Origin of the sequence: Escherichia sp. MOD1-EC5950, assembly GCF_002965345.1 — a bacterium.
GTDB classification, from domain to species: domain Bacteria; phylum Pseudomonadota; class Gammaproteobacteria; order Enterobacterales; family Enterobacteriaceae; genus Escherichia; species Escherichia marmotae.
In genome coordinates, this window is record NZ_PTSR01000001.1 from 264,389 (window position 1) to 288,206 (window position 23,818).

Consider the following 23,818-nt stretch of genomic DNA (forward strand, 5'->3'; position numbering starts at 1 on the left):
TCCTCAAATCAATCCTGCCAGATGGAACTCTTCGTATAACCGTTTTGGCGTCAGCGGCAGGGTATTGATTGCAACACCGGTAGCCATTTTCACCGCGTTACGAATCGCAGCGGCGACAGGAATTATTGGCGGCTCACCCAGTGACTTATGTCCGTATGCGGATTGTGGTTCATTGATTTCGACAAACGCGCTTTCCAGTTGTGGCAGATCCGGCATGGTCGGCATTTTGTAATCCAGCAGATTGGGGTTACGTACCACACCACTTTTCGCATCGATAATCATCTCTTCAAATAACGCCCAGCCAATGCCCATTCCCATTCCGCCGTGTACCTGACCTTCAGCCAGCAGCGGGTTAAGAATATGGCCCGAATCATGGACGTTGAGGATGCGATTGATGGTCACTTTACACAGCGCAATATCAACCGTCAGATCAACAAAAGTACAGCCAAATGCCGGTGGGTTAGTGGTGGTTTTGATCGAGCTTTCAGCAGAAAGTTGCCCGCCGCGCTCAGGATGATAAAAAGCATCCATCGCCAGATCTTTTAACGACAGCAATGGCTCTTCCGGCCTTTTAACCAGCGCGATATGGCCTTTTATCAGTGTCAGATTCATCGCTGACTGATGTAGCATTACAGCGGCATGAGCGATGATTTTCTCTTTCAATAGCAATGCAGCACTGCGTAACGCAGGCGCGGCAACATAGCTCTGGCGTGAAGCAAACGCACCTGGGTCGAATGGCGTAATATCGGTATCTTGTGTCGAAATCACGCGGACATCGCTGACCGGAACCCCCACGGTTTCAGCCACCATTTGCGAGAACACAGTGTCGGCACCCTGACCGATTTCCGTAGCGCCGCTTTGCACGTTGATAGTTCCATCCTGATTCATCAACAAGCGTGCGCCCGCGATTTCTACACCAACAGGCCAGGTGTTAGAGGTGTAGCTAAAACAGGCAACGCCAACGCCGCGGCGTAAATTGCCTTGCAGGTTCTGGCACTCTGCACGTCGTTTTTCCCATTCAAAGATTTCCCGCCCTTTTTCCAGACACTCAGGTAATCCGGCACTGTAAATGCGTTTTCCAGTGAGTGGATTTGCATCGCCTTCACGGGCGGCATTACGTAAACGAATTTCTACCGGGTCAAGATCTAACGCGGTAGCGGCGTCATCCAGCATTGATTCGACGGCAAAAACGACTTGCGGTGCGCCATAACCACGCATTGCGCCAGCCGAGGGTAGATTGGTATAGCAGGTCTTTGAGCTGTAAGCGTAGGCGCAACGAGGATAAAGATACGCGACTTTGTTACCACCTGCGGAAGCAATGGAATGGCCGTGAGAGGCATAAGCACCCGTGTTGGACAGAACATCCAGACTATAGCCTTTCAGCGTACCATCGTGGTTAACCCCCATTTTCCCGTCAATGGTAAAAGCGTGGCGGGTACGGGTCGCCAGGAAACACTCTTCACGACTAAGGGAAACTTTCACCGGAATACCGCCGAGCTTGCTGGTCAGGAATGCCGCCATTGGCTCCTCCAGCACATCTTGTTTATTACCAAAACCTCCACCGACAAACGGTTTGATTACCCGCACGCATGACCAGGGAATATCCAACGCCTGACCGACAACGCGGCGAACAATGTGCGGGATCTGCGTACTGGAGACGATGGTAATTCGCGCGTCATCCTCCATCCACGCCAGCGATGTCACACTTTCCATGTGGCAATGTTGAATGACGGGGGTCTGATAGTGTCCCTGCACCTGGTAATCGGCGGCATCGATTGTTTGCTGGACATTGCCCGTAGACATCGTGCTTTGCTTAAGCAAATTACCGCGGCTGTGAATTTTAGCGGCGTCTTCTGCAAGTGCCGCTTCTGGTGTGGTGATAACGGGTAATTCTTGCCACTCAATACTGACTAATTGCGCTGCTTTTTCTGCTGTGAGTTCATCTCGGGCCACGACGATGGCAACGGCATCACCATGATGGCGAACATGGCGAGTTAACAGTGCGCGATCGGCGGTATCGCGTTTATTTTCGTCAAGTGTCCAGGCATGCCCTGCCGTGGCGAATGGGATATCCGGTACATCTTCCCAGGTAAAAATAGCCAGTACGCCAGGCAGACTTCTGGCTTGTTCATCATTAATACTTACGGCATAACCATGTGCGATAGGACTACGTACATATTTCGCGTAACACATGCCCGCCATAACATAATCGTCAGTATATCGTGCCCGCCCGGTAACCTTAGCAATGGCATCTACGCGCATACATGATTCACCTGTAGCGGTTGCTTCCCGCGCTTCCATAGAAATCCCCTTGATTTGAACATTTGGTTCTTATGGCAATGATTTAGTCTTTGAAGGCAAGAATTACGCCAGAAACGACTATAAGCATGAGGGGAGGAGGGAAGTGTGATGTTGTTAATAAAACGCCAGGGATGATGTGGTTTTTATCAGCAAAGCAAGAGAGTGCTGTGTATCAATATGAGTGTGATAAAAATCATTGTGATAAATGAATATTAGGAGGCAGTCATGATGCTTTCTTTTTCGTTATGATGTACTAATGGTGGTTATCCTATCCTAATAGATTCATTAACAATTCTTGATTTGTACATCCATTTTCCGAGCAATGGATTGGGTATCTGACAGGTGACTGCTATGATATAGCGTCTTGTTTTTTGAGCGAGGAAAGATTTTGAGCGCAGGACGCCCGAATAAAAAAATGCTGGGTATCGTGATGCTGTTATCGGCTGGACTGCTTCTGGCGGGCTGTTCGGGTAGCAAATCATCAGACACAGGAACGTATTCCGGCTCCGTTTACACCGTGAAACGGGGGGATACGCTTTATCGTATTTCACGCACCACGGGAACAAGCGTAAAAGAACTTGCCCGGCTCAACGGCATTTCTCCCCCCTATACCATCGAAGTAGGCCAAAAGTTGAAACTTGGTGGGGCAAAAAGCAACCGCAGTTCGCGGAAATATACCGCCAAATCAACGACGAAAACAGCGTCAGTAACGCCGCCGCCAGTGGTTCCGAAATCTTCATGGCCACCTGTTGGACAACGTTGCTGGTTATGGCCAACGAGTGGAAAAGTTATCATGCCTTACTCAATGGCAGATGGCGGCAATAAAGGGATTGATATTGCTGCAGCGCGCGGGACGCCAATATACGCAGCCGGTGCCGGTAAGGTGGTGTATGTCGGTAACCAATTACGCGGCTACGGTAATCTCATCATGATTAAACACAGTGAAGATTACATCACAGCCTACGCTCATAACGACACGATGCTGGTAAACAATGGGCAAAGCGTTAAGGCTGGGCAAAAGATAGCGACGATGGGCAGTACTGATGCAGAATCCGTGCGGTTACATTTCCAGATTCGTTACCGTGCTACGGCAATTGATCCTTTGCGCTACTTGCCGCCACAGGGCAGCAAACCAAAGTGTTGATGGTGAATTAATCAGCAGTCAGTAGCAAGACACTTGCTAAGAAGAGCGTAAGGTTTATAATGCCTTACGCATCTCAAAGCGGGCGTAGTTCAATGGTAGAACGAGAGCTTCCCAAGCTCTATACGAGGGTTCGATTCCCTTCGCCCGCTCCAGTTTTTTTACGCCCTCATATATTATTTCTTTATAACGCATCAAGCTACCGCATATTGATTATTAAAATCGATAGTGTTGTTATAATTTGTCAATTGCCTTAGTTTTTGGATGTTGTTAATAATAGCTAAATGGTGTTCTTTCTCAGTGCCGTGATAAGAGAGTACGCTTTTTTTATTCTGCATTGTAGAGACATATGCATCAATGGATTTTTTTATTACCGCAGTTTTATGTATTTTTGGTTCAAGTAACAGTGATTGTTCTATACAAGAGATTGCATCCTCAATTCTTTCATTATATATGTTTACCAGTGACTTATAGTAGTATAGGGAAGCGACATCTAATATTTTTATTTGTGCATGATCAAAAAAAATACGTGATGTTGTTGCTTGTCCGGAAAGACCAGTTATCAGCCCCATAATTCCTAATATCTTACCATCAAAAATAGCTTTATCTGATACCTTATCTATAAATTCTAATGCCTTTTGAGTAGCATGTTTATGTTCATATATACCATGAAGAGCCAGAGACATATGGCATTCAGCTAACAGACAATAGCATTCATTTATTAATAACTGAGCATTGTATTTTTTTATCAGGTTTTCAAATATAGTTATTGCTTTGACAATGCTTTCTGGTGTGAACTCATTTAGTGCATTTTTCCCAGCAGACATTTCTTTGGATAAAACATGCTCATTAGATGATTCGTTTTGGCTAATCAATCCTGGTGCAGTTTCAGGATCCTTCATGACCATATACAAGTTACTTATTATAAATTGTGATATTTTTTGTATATCATCAGCCTGAAGATGAGTGCTGGCAACAAGATAAAAACTTTTTGCATCGATCACCTCAACATATAAGCTGTTTGATGTGTCATGTTGGTTAATCCTTCCTGTTATAAAATAATCTGGTTTGAATCTGGCCAGAAAAGCTGTTTGGGATTTATTATCTATACAATACTGGGTTGCAGCCATTGGGTATATATATAGGTTATCGTTTTTTTTATTTGAAATGAACTGTATAAGCTCTTGATTAAGTGTTAATGGATCCTGGTGGCTGTGAGACGTTGTAAATGGGAATAAAGCAATAGTGCTTCCTGCTTCATTATATTGATTTCCTTTTATTTTGAATACTTGTCCACTGAATCGGTAACCTTTTCTATATATGGTTTCTATACAACGGGTATAACCAATTTGTTCAAAAATACATCTTAATGAATATATACAACGTGTAAGGGACTCATCACTTACAATTACATTTTTCCACACGGATTCGATGATCATATCTTTTGATACAACATTGCCAGCAGATTCAAGCAATACAAATAATACACCTAGCTCTTTGGGGGGAATGTAAGATTGCTCATTCCCTTTAGTAAGAATACCATCTTCTGTCAGTATTATCCCATCAGGGAAATGATATGAAAATTTAATTTCTAAATCCATTAGCTAACCTCTGTGAATTTTATGGCTATTTGCGTCCTGCATGAGTAATAGATATGACTGATACTCATATATATTTCATTAAACTGTATATGACTTTGTATATACAAAATTCCCATGACTGTTGGCATTAATTTATCCAGAATTGCTTTGAATGTAATCTGAAATATTCTTAAGTAATGCATGTTAATCATGTATGTGTATAACTAATTGAAATACATAGATAAAAAGTGGGTGTTTCATTTCTTAACTGAGCATTAATTTCATTTAAGAAAGATAAAATACTAAAAGGTAATCTATATATCGAGATACAATCTGTTTGTAGAAACAATATGAGTAACACTTCTATTCATTAGCTAACTATTGTTTTTGATATAATAGGTTAAGATAATCATATGCGCTTTCTTTTTGCACCGTTAAATCATCTGTTTTTATAATGTAGCATCTTCGCCAAAGAGTGCTTTTGATGTTTTCTGACAAAAATATTATGTAAAGTAATTGTCATGCGGGGGAGGGATGTACTATTGGTGTTTTTATAGCGCGAGGGAGTTATGTATAAGAGTTTAGATGTACAGAATTATAAATTTCAAAAGATTATGGCGTGTTTCAGTACCAATAATATTCAAATGGTTGTTTTTAACATTTTTGTTTCTATAATGATATTATATTATCTTGCACAGTACATAATTGCTCTATTACTAATATTAAAAAGAAATCCATGATTACGTTGTTTTTGTATATTATAGCTTATTATTTTTCCTGAAAAGACATAAAAATCAGGAAGGAGTAGTGCAAGTTTATCATCCTCAACTTGATCAATAATATCAAATTTGTTTATTTTGTTGGAGATGAGATGCAAAGTATTATAATTTTCACTCCATGTATATTCAATATCTCGTCGAATTGCTTTATAAACCTTTGTGTTTTGTTTCCATGTGCCACTCAGTGCAACTGTTCCAGTCTTTTGGTTTTTATTATACATAAAATCAAGAGTAAGATTGGCTTGTCCCTGGTCATTAAAAATAACCCAATTAGCCGTACATTTTTCATTATATGCGATTTGTTCTTTAGAATAATGATAGGCAATGAATAAAATAAACCCACTGATAAAGCATAAAACAATAAGCAGGACTTTTTTACAGCGAGTCACGATTAACCTCACGATAAGACAGAGTTAAACAGCCGGCAACTTCGTTATTACTGTAGTTTTTTTTGCATGCCATAACAATCAAACCCGGAGACGACCTGGAGAGTGAAAAATATAGCCACGGATATTTTTTACAGTCAATTCCTGACCCTAATATACGGTTCTTATATTTATCGAAATCTTTCAAACCATCGATGCTATCTTCTGCAACATTAAAATGACAACCATTTATTTGTGCAACAGTTCTGTAATCTTTGAAAAATGATCTGGGTTGACTATTATTCCATAGTAAAAATGCGGTAAGCAAACCTACACCAAACGCACTTAACATTGGTAAATAAAATTTAGAGCGCCAGAGTATGTTCCTGACATGATTATCTGGAGCAACATTTATGTCTCTAAGCTCATCTGTAACGTTCAGGTTGTGAGGAGAATTGTTCTTTTGAACATCTACTGAAGGGGGGAGGGTATGACTTCCTATGTTTATATCATTATTGATCTTGAACCCTTTTCTCGGCACGGTTGCAATAAGCGAATGCGTAGTCTCACCAACCGCACGAAATCCGCGTCTGATAATCGATATGTTTTGGTATAACGTGTTGACCGGTACACGCATACCTTCTTCTTCCCAGACTCTGGAGAAAAAATCTTGTTGGGCGACCACATCTGGAAAAGCTTCAAGTAGCAACGATAAACACCTGCTTGCTGGCGTTGTCAGAACGACGTTCAGCTCGGCGTCATGTACCGAAATTAATTTCCTGTGTTCCGGCCAGAACTCAATATTATTGTTAATAATCCAGTACATACGTCAATAAAATACGGCATCAAGAAAATTGAAATTAAATAGTTTGATAAGTATATTAGTATTTATCTAATAAATATATATTAATTTTATATTCATTCCGATAATCATGATTGCAATATGTTAATGTAACTTAAAATTCTATATGTATTAACAAATTTAACGGTTGTAACGACGTTTTTATGATTTTTCTCTCATGATGTCTCTTCATCTTTTGAGATAACACACAAAACTTACATGATTAAACTAAATATTTAACAAATGGCGTTAAAAGTGCGTGATATAAAATACGGGCATCTTTATAAATGCCCGTATATACAATAATTATGATTATTGATAGTTACGTTTCAATGCTGAACTGAGTTTGAACGTATAAACAATTCGTTAATTTTACCACCCATCCTTTTTTCAATTCTTTGCTTGTAGGCGTAGATGCTACGGATATCCATGTTGAGTGTTTCTGCAATCTGATATGGATTATAGCCAGAGACCATATGCCCCATTATGGTGAACTCCATTTGAGTTAACGTATTGCCTCTGGTAAACGACAGATAACGACCGATAAACAACTGTCTGATCTTTTCGTTAGCAACATCCAGTCCATCATCATTATATATAATGGCTGATATTGCTGGGTTATGTTTTCTCCAGTAATTAGCAAGAGATTGCATATTCCTGTCGCTTACCAATACAATTCCCATATCAGTACTCGTAAGATAGTCAATCCAGTCTTTATCTAAAAAAAGACGTAAAAAACTTACTGAAAAATCTACAAAAATGTATCCGCTTAATCGTGCGTTATGGTTTTTACTTAATATGCCTTCAACCACACCACGATTAAAATACGAACTATCTTCGGGCCACATACAAAAGCATGCGTTTGCACAATACTGCAAACGTGGTGACTTTTCTGGCATTATTTGACAATGCATTGAGCAACTATTGCATGTAAGACTTTTATATCTACTACAAAGTCTCATGTTAATAACCTCCCTATTCATAGATAATCGCATAATTTCATTGGTTATTGATGATGTCAATACACTCTGATTTAATAAGCTTTTAATAGAAATTTGCGTTTAATCTGTATTTGATATTATTCTCAATAAACTATTTAAGAATACGTCGTTAAGTTTTAAATATGGTTTGATTTCACTTGGTTAACCATATTGGCTTTATTGCAAATCAGATAACTACCTAATGCATTAGGAATATCTATACTGCGAATTGTTTTCGAATAACCAGAAGATATCTTGTAAATCTAAGTGAAGCATCTTAAATAGTCTTATTTAAGATGTTCAGATTTTTACTGATGATAACAGCTTGATAATGCTTGTTTATGCTATGAATAGTCAGAGGGAGGATTAATGGTGGGCAGGCATTGTAAGAATTGGAATGGTTCAAAATTATGACTATTTTGAACCATTCACCTCAGAGATTAACTAAAGAACATTACCGAAACGCACAAAATACCCACGATCAACGTAATTAGATTTCCGATGGAACGCCAGGGTTTAAGCGCAGGGATGAGGTACGTAGACAGTGTAGGCATGATAAAAAGAATCATGGCAATGAGCGGACCGCTGATTGCGTAGATCATCGAAATTGCGTTAGGGTTGATGCAGCAGACGATGAAAGTAATCAGTGATACCAACATAATTGACAGTGCGCGGTTAAATGCACGGCTTTTTTTAACCCCTACCTGCTGTAACGTTGTTTTGACTAATTCCGTCGCACCTTCAATAACGCCAAAGTAAGTGCCTAAAAATGATTTAGACATTGCAACTACCGCGACAATAATCCCAGAAATTGACAACCATGCAGGGGCATTTGGCAACATAGACAGTGCCGATAAAATGGTGACGCCTTCCTCTTTTGCCGTTTCAATATATGAAGGTGGAATTGATAACAGGCAGCTAAAGACAAAGAATAGCACGCTCACGCAGATGATGAGATAAGCGACCTTCATAATTTTTTTGCATTTATCCATAGCGTGTTCGCCGTATTTTTCACGTCTGTCGATGGCAAACGTAGAAATAATCGGTGTATGGCTAAAGGCGAAAACCATCACGGGAATCGATATCCATATCTGGTGAAGGGTATTCTGATTGAACTCTACCTGGGTTGTTAATAAAGAAGGCTGCCAGCTACCGACCAGGTAGATGGAAAGAAATAAAAAGTAGGCAATCAGCGGGAAAACCAAAAATCCCATTACCCGAATTGTGGCATGGCGTCCCATCAGAAAAATGAGATTCAGGATCAACACAACACCAAGACTCACCAGCATACGGATGCGTAGATCAATGGCCATATGCTTCGCCAGTTGTTCAGTGAGTGAGTTGGTGATTGCCACTGCATATATCAACACGACGACAAAAAAAGCAATGAAGTACAGAGTGGTAATCAGATTACCAATCTTCTTGCCATAGTAGTGAGTTACCGCGCCAGTGATCCCTTCGCCTGCTGATGTTTTTGAAGAAAGGATGAACTGGCACAAGGCCTTATGTGGCCAATATGTTAAAGGCCAGGCGACCAGTGCAGTAATAAACAGGACCACCGCTCCCGCTGAACCTAACTGAATAGGAAGGAAGAGTGTGCCTGCGCCAACGGCAGTGCCGTAGAGTGCGAAGCTCCAGAGAGTTTCTTCTTTTGACCAAATCTTAGACATTATTTGAACGTATCATCTACAAATTAAACAAAATGGAGGGCAATTTACCATAAACCAGGCCAGACATGGGAGATTAACGCTATATCAACCGTGGATTGGTGTGTTAGTAGATGCAAACCTTGCGTGCCAGCCTGGTATCTCCATCCCTCATTCCGACGAATTTCCTTTGTGATAAAAATCACTATTTTTAAACATTTAAGATAATTGTTGTTAACAATCATTTACTATTACGCGGTTAATTGGTGCGAGGTTGTGATGAAAGACGTTGTGATTGTCGGGGCGTTACGAACACCTATCGGTTGCTTTCGTGGAGCATTGGCAGGCCATTCCGCCGTGGAATTAGGCAGCCTGGTCGTGAAAGCATTATTAGATCGCACTGGTGTTGCAGCACATGCGGTAGATGAGGTGATTCTGGGACAGGTTCTGACCGCCGGAGCAGGGCAGAATCCAGCACGGCAATCAGCGATTAAAGGTGGTCTTCCCAACAGCGTTTCGGCAATTACCATTAATGATGTTTGTGGTTCCGGACTAAAAGCTTTGCATCTCGCCACTCAGGCGATCCAGTGTGGTGAGGCTGATATTGTTATTGCCGGTGGCCAGGAAAATATGAGTCGCGCGCCGCATGTTTTGACTGATAGCCGCACCGGAGCACAGCTTGGCGATAGCCAATTGGTTGATAGCCTGGTGCATGACGGCTTGTGGGATGCATTCAATGATTACCATATTGGTGTCACCGCCGAAAATCTGGCGCGCGAATATGGTATCAGCCGCCAGTTACAAGATGCCTACGCACTTAGTTCGCAGCAAAAAGCGCGGGCGGCCATTGACGCCGGACGATTCAAAGATGAGATCGTCCCGGTCAGAACGCAAAGCAACGGGCAGTTATTGATCGTTGATACCGATGAACAGCCGCGTACTGATGCCAGTGCAGAAGGGCTAGCCAGTTTAAATCCGTCATTTGATAGCCACGGCTCTGTTACTGCGGGAAATGCCTCATCCATCAATGATGGTGCTGCTGCGGTAATGATGATGAGCGAAGCCAAAGCGCGAGCGTTGAATTTACCCGTGCTCGCACGTATTCGCGCCTTTGCCAGCGTTGGTGTCGATCCTGCACTGATGGGCATTGCCCCGGTGTATGCAACCCGCCGTTGCCTGGAGCGTGTTGGCTGGCAACTGGCCGATATCGATCTTATTGAGGCTAATGAAGCATTTGCCGCGCAGGCGCTTTCTGTTGGCAAGATGCTCGAGTGGGATGAACGCCGGGTCAATGTCAATGGGGGCGCGATTGCGTTGGGCCACCCGATTGGTGCCTCCGGGTGCCGCATTTTAGTTTCTTTGGTTCATGAAATGGTGAAACGCAACGCTCGTAAAGGATTGGCTACACTCTGCATTGGTGGTGGTCAGGGGGTGGCATTAACTATTGAGCGTGACGATTAGATCTGTATTTCTTCCTTATCCGTTAAACATCTGCCGCCATCAATCTGCTTTATGATGATGGCTGGCACCGCTATGCACATTTCATATAAAACCTGACTTTTCTCCTTCTACCTGGCTGATTCGTGATCGGTACTACACTTTTTTCAATCCTTTTCCAGAAAATGAAACAATGTTTTATTTTTAATTGAAAACCATATCCCATGGGCATATCATCCCTTTAAAGAGAAAACGAAACGATGTTTCACTATCGTTTGTAATTTCATGCTTCACTGATTATCGGAGGTTGATGTGGACGTAAGACAGAGCATCCACAGTGCGCACGCGAAAACGCTGGATACCCAGGGGCTGCGCAATGAATTTTTGGTTGAAAAGGTATTCGTCGCGGATGAGTACACCATGGTTTACAGCCACATTGACCGTATTATTGTTGGCGGTATTATGCCGGTAGCAAAAACGGTTTCCGTTGGCGGGGAAGTCGGAAAACAACTGGGCGTGAGCTACTTCCTTGAGCGTCGCGAGCTGGGTGTTATCAATATTGGCGGTGCCGGAACGATTACTGTCGATGGTCAATGCTATGAAATCGGTCACCGCGATGCCTTGTATGTAGGTAAAGGTGCAAAAGAGGTTGTCTTTGCCAGCATCGATAGTGCCACTCCAGCGAAGTTTTACTACAACTGTGCGCCTGCTCACACAACGTATCCCACCAAAAAAGTGACTCCGTCCGAAGTGTCTCCGGTTACGCTGGGCGATAACCTCACCAGCAACCGCCGCACGATTAACAAATATTTTGTGCCGGATGTGCTGGAAACCTGCCAGTTGAGTATGGGGCTGACGGAGCTGGCACCGGGTAACCTGTGGAACACGATGCCGTGCCACACCCACGAACGTCGGATGGAAGTTTATTTCTATTTCAACATGGACGATGACGCCTGCGTTTTCCACATGATGGGGCAGCCGCAAGAAACGCGTCATATTGTGATACATAACGAACAGGCAGTGATCTCCCCAAGTTGGTCTATCCATTCTGGCGTAGGAACCAAAGCTTATACCTTTATCTGGGGCATGGTCGGTGAAAACCAGGTCTTTGATGATATGGACCACGTTGCCGTTAAAGATCTGCGCTAGTCGCGAGTATAAATGAATAAGGTATTATTATGATTTTAAATGCATTTTCTCTTGAAGGTAAAGTTGCGGTAGTCACCGGTTGTGACACCGGGCTGGGACAGGGAATGGCACTGGGGCTGGCACAGGCGGGTTGTGACATTGTCGGCATCAACATTGTTGAGCCAACAGAGACTATTGAACAGGTTACTGCGCTGGGGCGTCGCTTTTTAAGTCTGACTGCCGATCTGCGTAAGATTGATGGCATCCCAGCACTGCTGGATCGTGCGGTAGCAGAGTTCGGTCATATTGATATCCTGGTGAATAACGCCGGATTGATTCGCCGTGAAGATGCCCTCGAGTTCAGCGAAAAAGACTGGGATGATGTGATGAACCTGAATATCAAAAGCGTGTTCTTCATGTCTCAGGCTGCGGCGAAACACTTTATCGCTCAGGGCAACGGCGGCAAGATTATCAATATTGCGTCAATGCTTTCATTTCAGGGCGGGATCCGTGTGCCTTCGTATACCGCATCAAAAAGCGGCGTGATGGGCGTGACGCGCCTGATGGCGAACGAATGGGCAAAACATAACATCAACGTTAATGCGATTGCTCCGGGTTACATGGCGACCAACAATACTCAGCAATTGCGGGCTGATGAACAACGTAGTGCGGAAATTCTTGAGCGCATTCCTGCCGGACGCTGGGGGCTACCGAGCGATCTGATGGGGCCGGTGGTATTCCTTGCCTCCAGTGCTTCAGACTATGTGAATGGTTATACCGTTGCTGTGGATGGCGGCTGGCTGGCACGTTAATTTATTCAGTTTGCTATTAAGACCCTACCTGACGGCGGGGTTTTTTATTTCTGATAATCAGCATAATCCATATCATGGTTATGAAATAATCCATATTAATTATCAATTAATAAACTTTATGATTTTTATCTGCTTTAAAATTATATGCTTAATTATAATGTCATTAATTTCACTTAATTTTAAAAGTGTAATGTCCATCACATAACAGTATGTAGCAGCAGTTTAATCCATATTTATGATGTTTCCGACCTGACACCTGAGTTAATTGTTCACGTATTTTTTCACTATGTCTTACTCTGTGCTGGCAGGAAAAAATGGTTACTATCAATACGGAATCTGCTTTAACGCCGCGCCCTCTGCGCGATACGCGGCGTATGAATATGTTTGTTTCGGTAGCTGCTGCGGTCGCGGGATTGTTATTCGGTCTTGATATCGGAGTTATTGCCGGAGCGTTGCCGTTCATCACCGATCACTTTGTGCTGACCAGTCGTTTGCAGGAGTGGGTGGTCAGCAGCATGATGCTTGGCGCGGCAATCGGTGCGCTGTTTAACGGTTGGCTGTCGTTCCGCCTGGGGCGTAAATACAGTCTGATGGCGGGGGCTATCCTCTTTGTGCTCGGTTCGATAGGGTCGGCTTTTGCGACCAGCGTTGAAATGCTGATTGCCGCCCGTGTGGTGCTGGGGATTGCTGTCGGAATCGCCTCTTATACTGCACCTCTCTATCTCTCAGAAATGGCGAGTGAAAACGTTCGTGGCAAGATGATCAGTATGTACCAGTTGATGGTCACACTCGGCATTGTGCTGGCGTTTTTATCCGATACAGCCTTCAGCTATAGCGGTAACTGGCGCGCAATGTTAGGTGTTCTTGCCTTACCTGCAGTCCTGTTGATTATTCTGGTGGTCTTCCTGCCGAATAGTCCGCGCTGGCTGGCGGAGAAAGGGCGTCATATTGAGGCGGAAGAAGTGCTGCGTATGCTGCGCGATACATCGGAAAAAGCGCGAGAAGAACTCAACGAAATACGTGAAAGCCTGAAATTAAAACAGGGCGGTTGGGCGCTGTTTAAGATCAACCGTAACGTCCGTCGTGCCGTGTTCCTCGGTATGTTGTTGCAGGCGATGCAGCAGTTTACTGGTATGAACATCATCATGTACTACGCGCCGCGTATCTTCAAAATGGCGGGCTTTACGACTACCGAACAGCAGATGATTGCGACTCTGGTGGTGGGGTTGACCTTTATGTTCGCCACCTTTATTGCCGTCTTTACGGTCGATAAAGCGGGGCGTAAACCGGCGCTGAAAATTGGTTTCAGCGTGATGGCGTTGGGAACTCTGGTGTTGGGTTATTGCCTGATGCAGTTTGATAACGGAACGGCTTCCAGTGGTTTGTCCTGGCTCTCTGTTGGCATGACGATGATGTGTATTGCCGGTTATGCGATGAGTGCCGCGCCTGTGGTGTGGATCCTGTGCTCCGAAATTCAGCCGCTGAAATGTCGCGATTTCGGTATTACTTGCTCGACCACCACCAACTGGGTGTCGAACATGATTATCGGCGCGACCTTCCTGACGTTGCTCGACAGCATTGGCGCTGCCGGTACGTTCTGGCTCTACACCGCATTGAACATTGCGTTTGTGGGCATCACTTTCTGGCTCATTCCTGAAACCAAGAATGTCACGCTGGAACATATCGAACGTAAACTGATGTCTGGCGAGAAGTTGAGAAATATCGGCGTCTGATTTCACTGGCCGGATGTGCTGTACATCCGGCCTTTTTTTCGCTAATAGAGATCGGGCACCTGGCCGTTGAGGCGTTCGTTACGTCCTTTATTCTGCCTCGCTGCGGTAACTCACAAGACAGGAGAGAGGAATGAAAACAATTGGTTTGCTGGGGGGAATGAGTTGGGAATCCACCATCCCTTACTATCGCCTGATAAATGAAGGCATTAAACAGCGGCTTGGTGGACTTCACTCTGCGCAAGTGCTGCTACATAGCGTCGATTTTCATGAAATAGAAGAGTGTCAACGTCGTGGTGAATGGGATAAAACCGGGGAGATTCTGGCAGAGGCGGCGATTGGCTTACAGCGGGCGGGTGCAGAGGGCATTGTGTTATGTACCAATACGATGCACAAAGTGGCAGATGTCATCGAATCCCGTTGCTCGCTGCCTTTTTTACATATTGCGGATGCCACCGGACGAGCAATCAGCCGCGCCGGAATGACGCGCGTAGCGCTACTGGGCACGCGCTACACTATGGAGCAGGATTTTTATCGTGGGCGGTTGGCGGAGCAATTTTCTATCGATTGTCTGGTGCCTGAAGCAGATGAACGGGCGAAAATTAATCAGATTATTTTTGAAGAGCTGTGTCTGGGGCAATTTACCGAAGCATCGCGCGCTTATTATGCGCAAGTGATTGCTCGCCTCGCAGAACAGGGCGCGCAGGGCGTGATTTTCGGCTGCACAGAAATTGGTTTACTGGTGCCTGAAGAACGCAGCGTTCTTCCCGTATTTGATACTGCAGCGATCCATGCCGAGGATGCGGTTGCCTTTATGCTGTCGTAACTGACTACAAAATAGCGTCAAGCGAGGCAACCAGTTTCGGTAAACCGACTTGTAAATGCTCTGTAAATGCCTGTACCAGTGCTGAAGACGGGCGGTGCAGGGGGCGAATCAGGCTAACGGTGAAGGGAACAGCAATACTGAATCGCCGCACGACTAATCCGCTTGCTGCATAATCCAGAGCAGTGAGTGGGTTAACTATCGAAACGCCCGCTCCCGCCCGTACCATCGCGCAGACTGACGCGGCACTATGGGTCTCCACAATCATGCGGCGTTTAACCTGATGTTCATTAAACAGTTGATCCAGCAACTGGCGATAGCTGTCAGTACGGGAAAGGCTGATGTAATTCTCACCCTGAAAATCTTCCGGCGTTAATACCTCTTTTGTCGCCAGCGGATGTGCCCGCGGTAAAACACAGACTTCATCTAAAGACAGTAATTCGGTACGTTCCGTACCCGCAGGCGTATGCAGCGTTTCGGTGAGTCCTAAATCATGGCGCTGGGCCGAAAGCCACTCTTCAAGTAGCGGCGATTCCTGCGGCACGATATTTAAACTGACTTCAGGATAACGGGCCAGAAAAGGTTGTAGCAGCGGGGGCAAAAAAGACTGCGAAAAGACCGGCAGGCAGGCAATTGAAAGTTCTCCCTGGCGAAACTCGCGCAGACTTTCAGCGGCGCTGACGATGCGATCCAGCCCGTACCAGGAGCGCTGCACCTCTTCAAATAGCCGCAGTCCTTGCACGGTAGGATGTAATCTTCCGCGTATGCGCTCAAACAGTTTCAGCCCAATCACCTTTTCAAAACGTGCCAGTTCGCGGCTGACAGTTGGCTGTGAGGTGTGCAGCAGTTGTGCGGCTTCAGTCAGGCTTCCGGCGGTCATAACCGCATGAAAAATTTCAATATGACGTAAGTTAACGGCGGCCATCGACTTTCTCTCGCAATCCGGTAATCCATATCATTTTTGCATAGACTCGGCATAAATCGATATTTTTTATTCTTTTTATGATGTGGCGTAATCATAAAAAAGCACTTATTCGGAGTTTGTTATGCCACATTCACTGTTCAGCACTGATACTGATCTCAGCGCCGAAAATCTGCTGCGCTTGCCCGCAGAATTTGGCTGCCCGGTGTGGGTCTACGATGCACAAATTATTCGTCGGCAGATTGCGGCGTTGAAACAGTTTGATGTGGTGCGCTTCGCACAGAAAGCTTGTTCCAATATTCATATTTTGCGCTTAATGCGTGAGCAGGGCGTGAAAGTAGATTCCGTCTCGTTGGGTGAAATCGAGCGTGCGCTGGCGGCGGGATACAATCCGCAAACGCATCCCGATGACATCGTCTTTACCGCGGATGTTATCGATCAGGCAACGCTTGAGCGCGTCAGTGAATTGCAAATTCCAGTGAATGCTGGCTCTGTCGATATGCTCGACCAACTGGGGAAGGTTTCGCCAGGGCATCGGGTATGGCTGCGCGTTAACCCGGGGTTTGGTCACGGTCATAGCCAAAAAACCAATACCGGTGGCGAAAACAGTAAGCACGGCATCTGGTATGCCGATCTTCCCGCCGCACTGGAAGTGATACAACGTCATCATCTGCAACTGGTCGGCATTCACATGCACATTGGTTCCGGTGTTGATTACGCGCATCTGGAGCAGGTGTGTGGGGCGATGGTGCGTCAGGTCATCGAATTTGGTCAGGATTTACAGGCTATTTCTGCAGGTGGTGGGCTTTCTGTTCCTTATCAGCAGGGAGAGGAGTCGGTTGATACTGAACATTATTATGGTCTGTGGAATGCCGCGCGTGAGCAGATCGCTTGCCATTTGGGGCATCACGTGAAACTGGAAATTGAACCGGGTCGCTTCCTGGTGGCGCAGTCTGGCGTGTTGATTACTCAGGTGCGGAGCGTCAAACAAATGGGCAGTCGCCGCTTTGTGCTGGTTGATGCCGGATTTAACGACCTGATGCGTCCGGCAATGTACGGCAGTTACCACCATATTAGCGCCCTGGCGGCTGATGGTCGTTCTCTTGAACAGGCACCAACGGTGGGAACCGTTGTCGCCGGGCCGTTATGTGAATCGGGCGATGTTTTTACCCAGCAGGAGGGGGGAAATGTCGAAACCCGCGCTTTGCCGGAAGTGAAGGCGGGTGATTATCTGGTGCTGCATGATACGGGGGCATATGGCGCGTCAATGTCATCAAACTACAATAGCCGCCCACTGTTGCCAGAAGTTCTGTTTGATAATGGTCAGGCGCGGTTGATTCGCCGCCGCCAGACCATTGAAGAATTACTGGCGCTAGAGTTGCTTTAATCACCGCTAGTCGCTGGCGGTGTTATGCGTTGCCTCCAGCGACGGCGTTGAAACTGAATGGCGGCGTACCAGCGTAGGACTAAAGACATTGGTGATTTCGGGGAGGGGGCGATTATCCGCCAGCGCTAATGCCAGTTCGGCAGCCTGGGTTGCCATCGTCACAATGGGGTAACGTACGGTGGTCAGCCGTGGGCGCACATAGCGTGATACCAGCACATCATCAAAACCAATCAACGAAATCTCGCCCGGTACATCGATCCCATTGTCATTGAGTACGCCCATCGCGCCCGCCGCCATTGAGTCGTTATAACAGGCCACCGCGGTGAAATTCCGGCCTCTTCCCAGCAGTTCAGTCATTGCCTGTTCGCCGCCACTTTCATCCGGTTCACCAAAAGTTACTAACCGGTCATTAACTGGAATACCGCTTTCAGTAAGGGCATCGTAATACCCCTGGAGGCGATCTTCGGCGTCAGAAATAGAGTGGTTAGAGCAAAGGTAACCAATACGGGTATGACCTTGCTGAATTAAATGACGTGTCGCCAGCCAGGCACCGTAACGATCGTCCAGAGCGATACAACGGTTCTCAAAACCAGGGAGTATCCGGTTGATCAGCACCATGCCTGGCATTTGTTTCATCAATGCGGCTAAATCGGCATCCGGGATCATTTTGGCATGGACAACCAGTGCGGCGCAGCGATGACGGATCAACTGCTCAATGGCCTGACGCTCTTTTTGCTCGTTGTGGTAACCATTACCAATCAATAAGAAATTACCGGTGTGATAAGCCACCTGTTCGACCGCTTTCACCATTGCGCCGAAAAAGGGATCGGAAACATCGCCAACGATCAGGCCAACGGTTTCAGTTGTCTGTTGTGCCAGCGCCCGGGCGTTGGCGTTTGGGTGATAGCTAAGAGATTCCATCGCGCTATGCACAGCCAGACGAGAAGCTTCACTGGCTTTTGGAGAGTTATTAATGACGCGGGAAACTGTGGCGACTGAAACGCCTGCCAGTCGGGCTACATCCTTTATGGTCGCCATGAAAATACCTTTGTGGGTAAACGCTTACATTCTGTCAGTGTTACGGAAAACGCCCGTTGGTTCAAGGGGTGTGGTGTTTTCTGCGCGGGGAATGTGAGCGAAACGCGAATAAGTAAGACAAAAAAAGAGATTACAAACCTTTGGTTACACTTTGCGAAACGCTGTTGCGATTGACCGCTGGTGGCGTTTGGCTTCAGGTTGCTAAAGTGGTGATCCCAGAGGTATTGATAGGTGAAGTCAACTTCGGGTTGAGCACATGAATTACACCAGCCTGCGCAGATGCGCAGGTTTTTTTTCGCCTGACATCAATCTGTAACAGTAACCGATAATTTACACACCTCGTTGCATTTCCCTTCATTCCTTTGCGTTTTCTCGCTGGCGAACATGCTTTGCGCAGACCACAATCAAGATCCCAGAGGTATTGATTGGTGAGATTATTCGGTACGCTCTTCGTACCCTGTCTCTTGCACCAACCTGCGCGGATGCGCAGGTTTTTTTTCATACCTATTTTACTGTCGCTCGAGTTCTCCTTCTGGTGTAATCTCGCACCATTCATTATTACTGAAGAATGAGCAAAGGGAGTTGGAATGCTTTTTAGCTTTTTTCGTAATTTGTGCCGTGTTCTGTACCGCGTTCGCGTGACAGGCGATACCCAGGCACTGAAGGGCGAGCGCGTTCTTATCACGCCCAATCACGTCTCATTTATTGATGGCATATTGCTGGCGCTGTTTTTACCCGTTCGCCCTGTTTTTGCCGTTTATACTTCCATTAGCCAGCAGTGGTATATGCGTTGGCTGAAATCATTTATCGACTTCGTTCCCCTCGATCCGACGCAACCCATGGCGATTAAACATCTGGTGCGTCTGGTGGAACAGGGCCGCCCGGTGGTGATTTTCCCTGAAGGGCGAATCACGACAACCGGTTCGTTGATGAAAATCTACGATGGTGCGGGGTTTGTCGCGGCGAAGTCAGGCGCGACGGTTGTTCCGCTGCGTATTGAAGGGGCGGAGCTTACGCACTTCAGCCGCCTGAAAGGGCTGGTTAAACGCCGCCTGTTCCCGACAATTCATCTGCATATTTTGCCGCCAACACAAGTGCAGATGCCAGATGCGCCGCGCGCGCGTGATCGTCGCAAAATTGCAGGCGAAATGCTGCATCAAATTATGATGGAAGCGCGTATGGCCGTGCGTCCACGTGAAACGCTGTACGAATCGCTGCTGAGCGCGATGTACCGTTTCGGGGCCGGAAAAAAGTGTGTTGAAGACGTCAACTTCACCCCGGATACCTATCGCAAATTACTCACTAAGACACTGTTTGTTGGGCGTATACTCGAAAAATACACTGCTGAAGGGGAAAGAATCGGCTTAATGCTGCCTAACGCAGGTATTAGCGCAGCAGTAATTTTCGGTGCTATCGCCCGTCGCCGTATCCCGGCAATGATGAACTACACCGCCGGGGTAAAAGGGCTGACCAGCGCCATTACCGCGGCTGAAATCAAAACCATTTTCACTTCCCGTCAGTTTCTCGATAAAGGCAAACTCTGGCATTTGCCGGAACAGCTTACCCAGGTACGCTGGGTCTATCTGGAAGATTTAAAAGCGGATGTCACTACCGCCGACAAAGTGTGGATCTTCGCGCATTTGCTGATGCCGCGCCTGGCACAGGTAAAACAGCAGCCGGAAGAAGAGGCGCTGATCCTGTTCACCTCCGGTTCAGAAGGCCATCCGAAAGGCGTGGTTCATAGCCATAAAAGCATTCTGGCGAATGTCGAGCAGATTAAAACTATTGCCGACTTCACCACCAATGATCGCTTTATGTCGGCATTGCCACTGTTCCACTCTTTTGGTCTGACTGTTGGCCTGTTTACGCCACTGCTGACTGGGGCGGAAGTGTTCCTTTATCCAAGCCCGTTGCACTATCGAATTGTGCCGGAACTGGTGTACGACCGCAGTTGCACCGTGCTTTTCGGCACCTCGACCTTCCTCGGTCACTACGCGCGCTTTGCCAACCCGTATGATTTCTATCGTCTACGCTATGTGGTGGCAGGCGCAGAAAAACTGCAAGAAAGCACCAAACAGCTTTGGCAGGATAAATTTGGCCTGCGCATTCTTGAAGGTTACGGCGTGACGGAATGTGCTCCGGTGGTGTCCATCAACGTACCGATGGCGGCGAAACCCGGTACGGTAGGGCGTATTTTGCCTGGTATGGATGCGCGACTGCTGGCGGTTCCGGGTATCGAAGACGGCGGTCGCCTGCAACTGAAGGGGCCGAACATTATGAACGGCTACCTGCGAGTGGAGAAGCCGGGCGTGCTGGAAGTACCTGCGGCCGAGAATATCCACGGCGAGATGGAGCGAGGCTGGTATGACACTGGCGATATTGTGCGTTTCGACGAGCAGGGATTTGTGCAGATTCAGGGGCGAGCGAAACGCTTTGCCAAAATTGCCGGGGAGATGGTGTCGCTGGAAATGGTTGAGCAACTGGCTATTGGTGTTTCACCAGACAAGATGCATGCCACCGCCATTAAGAGTGATGCCAGCAAAGGCGAGGCGTTGGTGCTCTTTACCACAGACAATGAATTGACTCGCGATAAGCTGCAACAATATGCCCGCGAGCACGGTGTGCCGGAACTTGCCGTACCGCGCGACATTCGCTATCTGAAGCAGATGCCATTACTGGGCAGCGGCAAACCTGACTTTGTCACGTTGAAAAGCTGGGTAGACGAAGCGGAAAAACACGATGAGTGAGTCAGTGCAAACTAACACTTCGCTATGGTCGAAAGGGATGAAAGCGGTTATCGTCGCGCAGTTTCTCTCTGCGTTTGGCGATAACGCGCTGCTGTTTGCCACTCTGGCGTTACTGAAAGCGCAGTTCTATCCGGAGTGGAGCCAGCCCATCCTGCAAATGGTGTTTGTAGGTGCTTACATTCTTTTTGCACCGTTTGTCGGTCAGGTTGCCGATAGTTTTGCCAAAGGTCGGGTGATGATGTTTGCCAACGGTCTTAAGCTGCTGGGTGCTGCCAGTATCTGCTTTGGCCTCAACCCCTTTCTCGGTTATACGCTGGTGGGCGTTGGTGCGGCAGCCTATTCACCAGCAAAATACGGCATTCTTGGTGAATTAACCACCGGCAGCAAGTTAGTGAAAGCTAACGGTTTAATGGAAGCTTCCACCATTGCGGCAATTTTGCTCGGTTCCGTAGCTGGTGGTGTGCTGGCTGACTGGCATGTTCTTGCTGCTCTGGCTGCTTGTGCTCTGGCTTATGCTGGCGCGGTCGCGGCAAATCTGTACATTCCGAAGCTGGCGGCGGCGCGTCCGGGACAGTCGTGGAATCTCATCAACATGACCCGTAGTTTCCTACTGGCCTGCACTTCACTGTGGTGCAATGGCGAAACGCGATTCTCGCTGGTAGGCACTAGTTTGTTCTGGGGAGCCGGCGTCACGCTGCGTTTCCTTTTAGTGCTGTGGGTGCCGGTGGCGCTGGGCATTACTGATAACGCCACACCAACCTACCTCAACGCGATGGTGGCGATCGGTATCGTGGTTGGCGCAGGCGCGGCAGCGAAGCTGGTTACGCTGGAAACCGTTTCACGCTGTATGCCTGCTGGAATTTTGATTGGCGTGGTGGTGCTGATTTTCTCCCTACAACACGATCTGCTGCCTGCCTATGCCTTGCTGATGTTGATTGGCATGTTGGGTGGTTTTTTTGTTGTACCGCTCAATGCGTTATTACAGGAGCGAGGCAAAAAAAGCGTCGGGGCGGGGAATGCCATTGCGGTACAGAACCTGGGCGAAAACAGTGCTATGTTGCTGATGCTGGGGATTTATTCACTGGCGGTAATGGTGGGAATTCCGGTTGTGCCCATTGGCATTGGTTTTGGTGCGCTGTTTGCGCTGGCAATAACGGCGCTGTGGATCTGGCAACGCCGTCATTAATCTTTTGCCAGATGGCACATTCAGCCATCTGGTGAAGGTCACATTCCCGAAGGGGGCATACCTTTCGGATACTTCACGCTGTAAGAGAATGGCAGACTCACGTTCTCTTTGCCCGACAGTTTCAGCGTCCAGGTCAGTTCACCCGTTTTCGCATCAAACTGCGCCTGCCCGTACTGCATTTTTTCTACCGTAATATCACTATTAGTACTGACTGGGATCTGGTCGAGCAGAGTGATATCCACCGCTTCGCCGTAGCTGTTCTTCACATTAAGGGTGTAACTGAAGTTACGTATTGCGCTGTCGTTAAAGATAGATAACGCATTCTCTTTTTTGAGAGCGGCTTTACGCTGAATAATCAACTTAGGATCGCGGTTAAGCTGAATATCCAGCGACTTGCCATCTTCCGGCGGCACTTTTATTGGTTAATGTGCTATTTGCCTCTAATACCTTAATTTGAGCCGCAATATTGTTTTTCTCGGCGGTTAGTTTTGCCTGTTCCACCTTTGCTGCTTTTAACTGTTGCTGAATCTCTGACGGCAACGCATTCGGTTGTGTTTCCTGTAGCTCGATACGTGAGGAAAGCACCGTCACTCCGTTATCGATAGAGATGGCGATGCTGTCGTCAGTTACCGAATTGGCAATATGGGTGAAGATGATTTCGCTTTCACCTGCCGGTAAGTTGAGTGTCTCTTCACCTTGCAGGCTGGCACCATGCAGATAAACAGTGACGTCTTTAAGTGTTAGCGCTGGGTTAACTGCGCCCTCCAGGCGGAGGACATACACCCAGTAAGTAACATGGCGAGGGGAAGAGGTTTGAAAATCAACATGGTTATCCTTAACAATGGGCACAGACATTGAAACGCGCTCTGGCGTTGACCAAAAGAGTCTATTGCGCTTTGTCAGGAAAGATGCGGCGAAAAGTAGTGAATATATTCTGAAAAGTGGAGAAAAGAGACGCCTGGCGCATAACACCAG

General features: G+C 46.6%; 19 protein-coding genes and 1 tRNA gene. 10 read left to right on the top strand and 10 right to left on the bottom strand.

Annotated elements, in window-relative coordinates:
• Positions 1 to 3: 3 nt before the first annotated feature.
• Positions 4 to 2,301: a xanthine dehydrogenase molybdenum-binding subunit XdhA gene (xdhA, locus tag BEA93_RS01345; RefSeq protein WP_000388122.1), complete on the bottom strand. Its 2,298-nt coding sequence runs from the start codon at positions 2,299 to 2,301 to the stop codon at positions 4 to 6.
• Between the two features lie 388 nt (positions 2,302 to 2,689).
• On the opposite strand from xdhA, the gene actS reads away from it, so the two are divergent.
• Together actS and BEA93_RS01355 are read left to right on the top strand one after the other, a co-directional pair.
• Positions 2,690 to 3,445 (top strand): amidase activator ActS, encoded by a 756-nt coding sequence (gene actS / locus BEA93_RS01350; protein ID WP_001517011.1) that lies wholly within the window; start codon positions 2,690 to 2,692, stop codon positions 3,443 to 3,445.
• Between the two features lie 78 nt (positions 3,446 to 3,523).
• Positions 3,524 to 3,597 (top strand) — tRNA-Gly (locus tag BEA93_RS01355).
• Between the two features lie 39 nt (positions 3,598 to 3,636).
• Here the strand turns inward: BEA93_RS01355 and BEA93_RS01360 are convergent.
• From BEA93_RS01360 to BEA93_RS01380, 5 genes are all read right to left on the bottom strand, one after another.
• Positions 3,637 to 5,043 carry a winged helix-turn-helix domain-containing protein gene (locus tag BEA93_RS01360; RefSeq protein ID WP_105224348.1) on the bottom strand — a complete coding sequence of 469 codons (1,407 nt, stop codon included), beginning with the start codon at positions 5,041 to 5,043 and terminating at the stop codon, positions 3,637 to 3,639.
• A 664-nt stretch (positions 5,044 to 5,707) separates the two neighbouring features.
• Positions 5,708 to 6,190: a hypothetical protein gene (locus tag BEA93_RS01365; protein ID WP_001517003.1), complete on the bottom strand. Its 483-nt coding sequence runs from the start codon at positions 6,188 to 6,190 to the stop codon at positions 5,708 to 5,710.
• A complete protein-coding gene (locus tag BEA93_RS01370; protein ID WP_061090704.1) occupies positions 6,177 to 6,992 on the bottom strand; it encodes a winged helix-turn-helix domain-containing protein in 816 nt (271 codons plus the stop codon). Before BEA93_RS01370 ends, BEA93_RS01365 begins: the two co-directional genes overlap by 14 nt.
• 344 nt (positions 6,993 to 7,336) lie before the next feature.
• A complete protein-coding gene (locus BEA93_RS01375; protein ID WP_001517001.1) occupies positions 7,337 to 7,969 on the bottom strand; it encodes a helix-turn-helix transcriptional regulator in 633 nt (210 codons plus the stop codon).
• A 458-nt stretch (positions 7,970 to 8,427) separates the two neighbouring features.
• A complete protein-coding gene (locus BEA93_RS01380; RefSeq protein ID WP_000036848.1) occupies positions 8,428 to 9,657 on the bottom strand; it encodes an amino acid permease in 1,230 nt (409 codons plus the stop codon).
• A gap of 255 nt (positions 9,658 to 9,912) precedes the next feature.
• Here BEA93_RS01380 and BEA93_RS01385 point away from each other — a divergent pair, with 255 nt between their 5' ends.
• The 5 genes from BEA93_RS01385 (at position 9,913) to ygeA (ending at position 15,566) form a co-directional block, all read left to right on the top strand.
• Positions 9,913 to 11,094, top strand: a complete 1,182-nt coding sequence (locus BEA93_RS01385) for an acetyl-CoA C-acetyltransferase (protein WP_000656046.1) — start codon at positions 9,913 to 9,915, stop codon at positions 11,092 to 11,094.
• A 288-nt stretch (positions 11,095 to 11,382) separates the two neighbouring features.
• Complete coding sequence (kduI, locus tag BEA93_RS01395) at positions 11,383 to 12,219, top strand: 5-dehydro-4-deoxy-D-glucuronate isomerase (protein ID WP_000383241.1); 837 nt, start codon at positions 11,383 to 11,385, stop codon at positions 12,217 to 12,219.
• Between the two features lie 29 nt (positions 12,220 to 12,248).
• Positions 12,249 to 13,010 carry a 2-dehydro-3-deoxy-D-gluconate 5-dehydrogenase KduD gene (kduD, locus tag BEA93_RS01400; RefSeq protein ID WP_000602501.1) on the top strand — a complete coding sequence of 254 codons (762 nt, stop codon included), beginning with the start codon at positions 12,249 to 12,251 and terminating at the stop codon, positions 13,008 to 13,010.
• Between the two features lie 314 nt (positions 13,011 to 13,324).
• Positions 13,325 to 14,743, top strand: a complete 1,419-nt coding sequence (gene araE, locus BEA93_RS01410; protein WP_000256427.1) for an arabinose-proton symporter AraE — start codon at positions 13,325 to 13,327, stop codon at positions 14,741 to 14,743.
• Positions 14,744 to 14,873: 130 nt separating this feature from the next.
• A complete protein-coding gene (gene ygeA, locus BEA93_RS01415) occupies positions 14,874 to 15,566 on the top strand; it encodes an amino acid racemase (RefSeq protein WP_001516999.1) in 693 nt (230 codons plus the stop codon).
• Between the two features lie 4 nt (positions 15,567 to 15,570).
• On the opposite strand, the gene lysR is transcribed toward ygeA, so the two are convergent.
• Positions 15,571 to 16,488, bottom strand: a complete 918-nt coding sequence (lysR, locus tag BEA93_RS01420; protein ID WP_001516998.1) for a DNA-binding transcriptional regulator LysR — start codon at positions 16,486 to 16,488, stop codon at positions 15,571 to 15,573.
• A gap of 121 nt (positions 16,489 to 16,609) precedes the next feature.
• Between lysR and lysA the strand changes: the two genes are divergently transcribed.
• On the top strand, positions 16,610 to 17,872 hold the full coding sequence (gene lysA, locus BEA93_RS01425) for a diaminopimelate decarboxylase (RefSeq protein ID WP_105224347.1): 1,263 nt from the start codon (positions 16,610 to 16,612) through the stop codon (positions 17,870 to 17,872).
• A 6-nt stretch (positions 17,873 to 17,878) separates the two neighbouring features.
• Here lysA and galR read toward each other — a convergent pair whose 3' ends face one another.
• Positions 17,879 to 18,910: an HTH-type transcriptional regulator GalR gene (gene galR / locus BEA93_RS01430; protein ID WP_016249151.1), complete on the bottom strand. Its 1,032-nt coding sequence runs from the start codon at positions 18,908 to 18,910 to the stop codon at positions 17,879 to 17,881.
• Between the two features lie 587 nt (positions 18,911 to 19,497).
• Here galR and aas point away from each other — a divergent pair.
• Together aas and lplT are read left to right on the top strand one after the other, a co-directional pair.
• Positions 19,498 to 21,657 (top strand): bifunctional acyl-ACP--phospholipid O-acyltransferase/long-chain-fatty-acid--ACP ligase, encoded by a 2,160-nt coding sequence (gene aas, locus BEA93_RS01440; RefSeq protein WP_001516995.1) that lies wholly within the window; start codon positions 19,498 to 19,500, stop codon positions 21,655 to 21,657.
• Positions 21,650 to 22,843 carry a lysophospholipid transporter LplT gene (gene lplT / locus BEA93_RS01445; protein WP_000004668.1) on the top strand — a complete coding sequence of 398 codons (1,194 nt, stop codon included), beginning with the start codon at positions 21,650 to 21,652 and terminating at the stop codon, positions 22,841 to 22,843. The genes aas and lplT overlap by 8 nt, the downstream gene beginning before the upstream one ends.
• Positions 22,844 to 22,881: 38 nt before the next feature.
• Here the strand turns inward: lplT and BEA93_RS25505 are convergent, their stop codons facing one another.
• A complete protein-coding gene (locus BEA93_RS25505) occupies positions 22,882 to 23,256 on the bottom strand; it encodes a DUF4139 domain-containing protein (RefSeq protein WP_001516993.1) in 375 nt (124 codons plus the stop codon).
• The gene (locus tag BEA93_RS25510; RefSeq protein WP_228929093.1) at positions 23,216 to 23,698 is read right to left on the bottom strand and encodes a DUF4140 domain-containing protein; all 483 of its coding nucleotides are present in this window, start codon (positions 23,696 to 23,698) and stop codon (positions 23,216 to 23,218) included. The genes BEA93_RS25505 and BEA93_RS25510 overlap by 41 nt, the downstream gene beginning before the upstream one ends.
• Between the last annotated feature and the right edge of the window lie 120 nt (positions 23,699 to 23,818).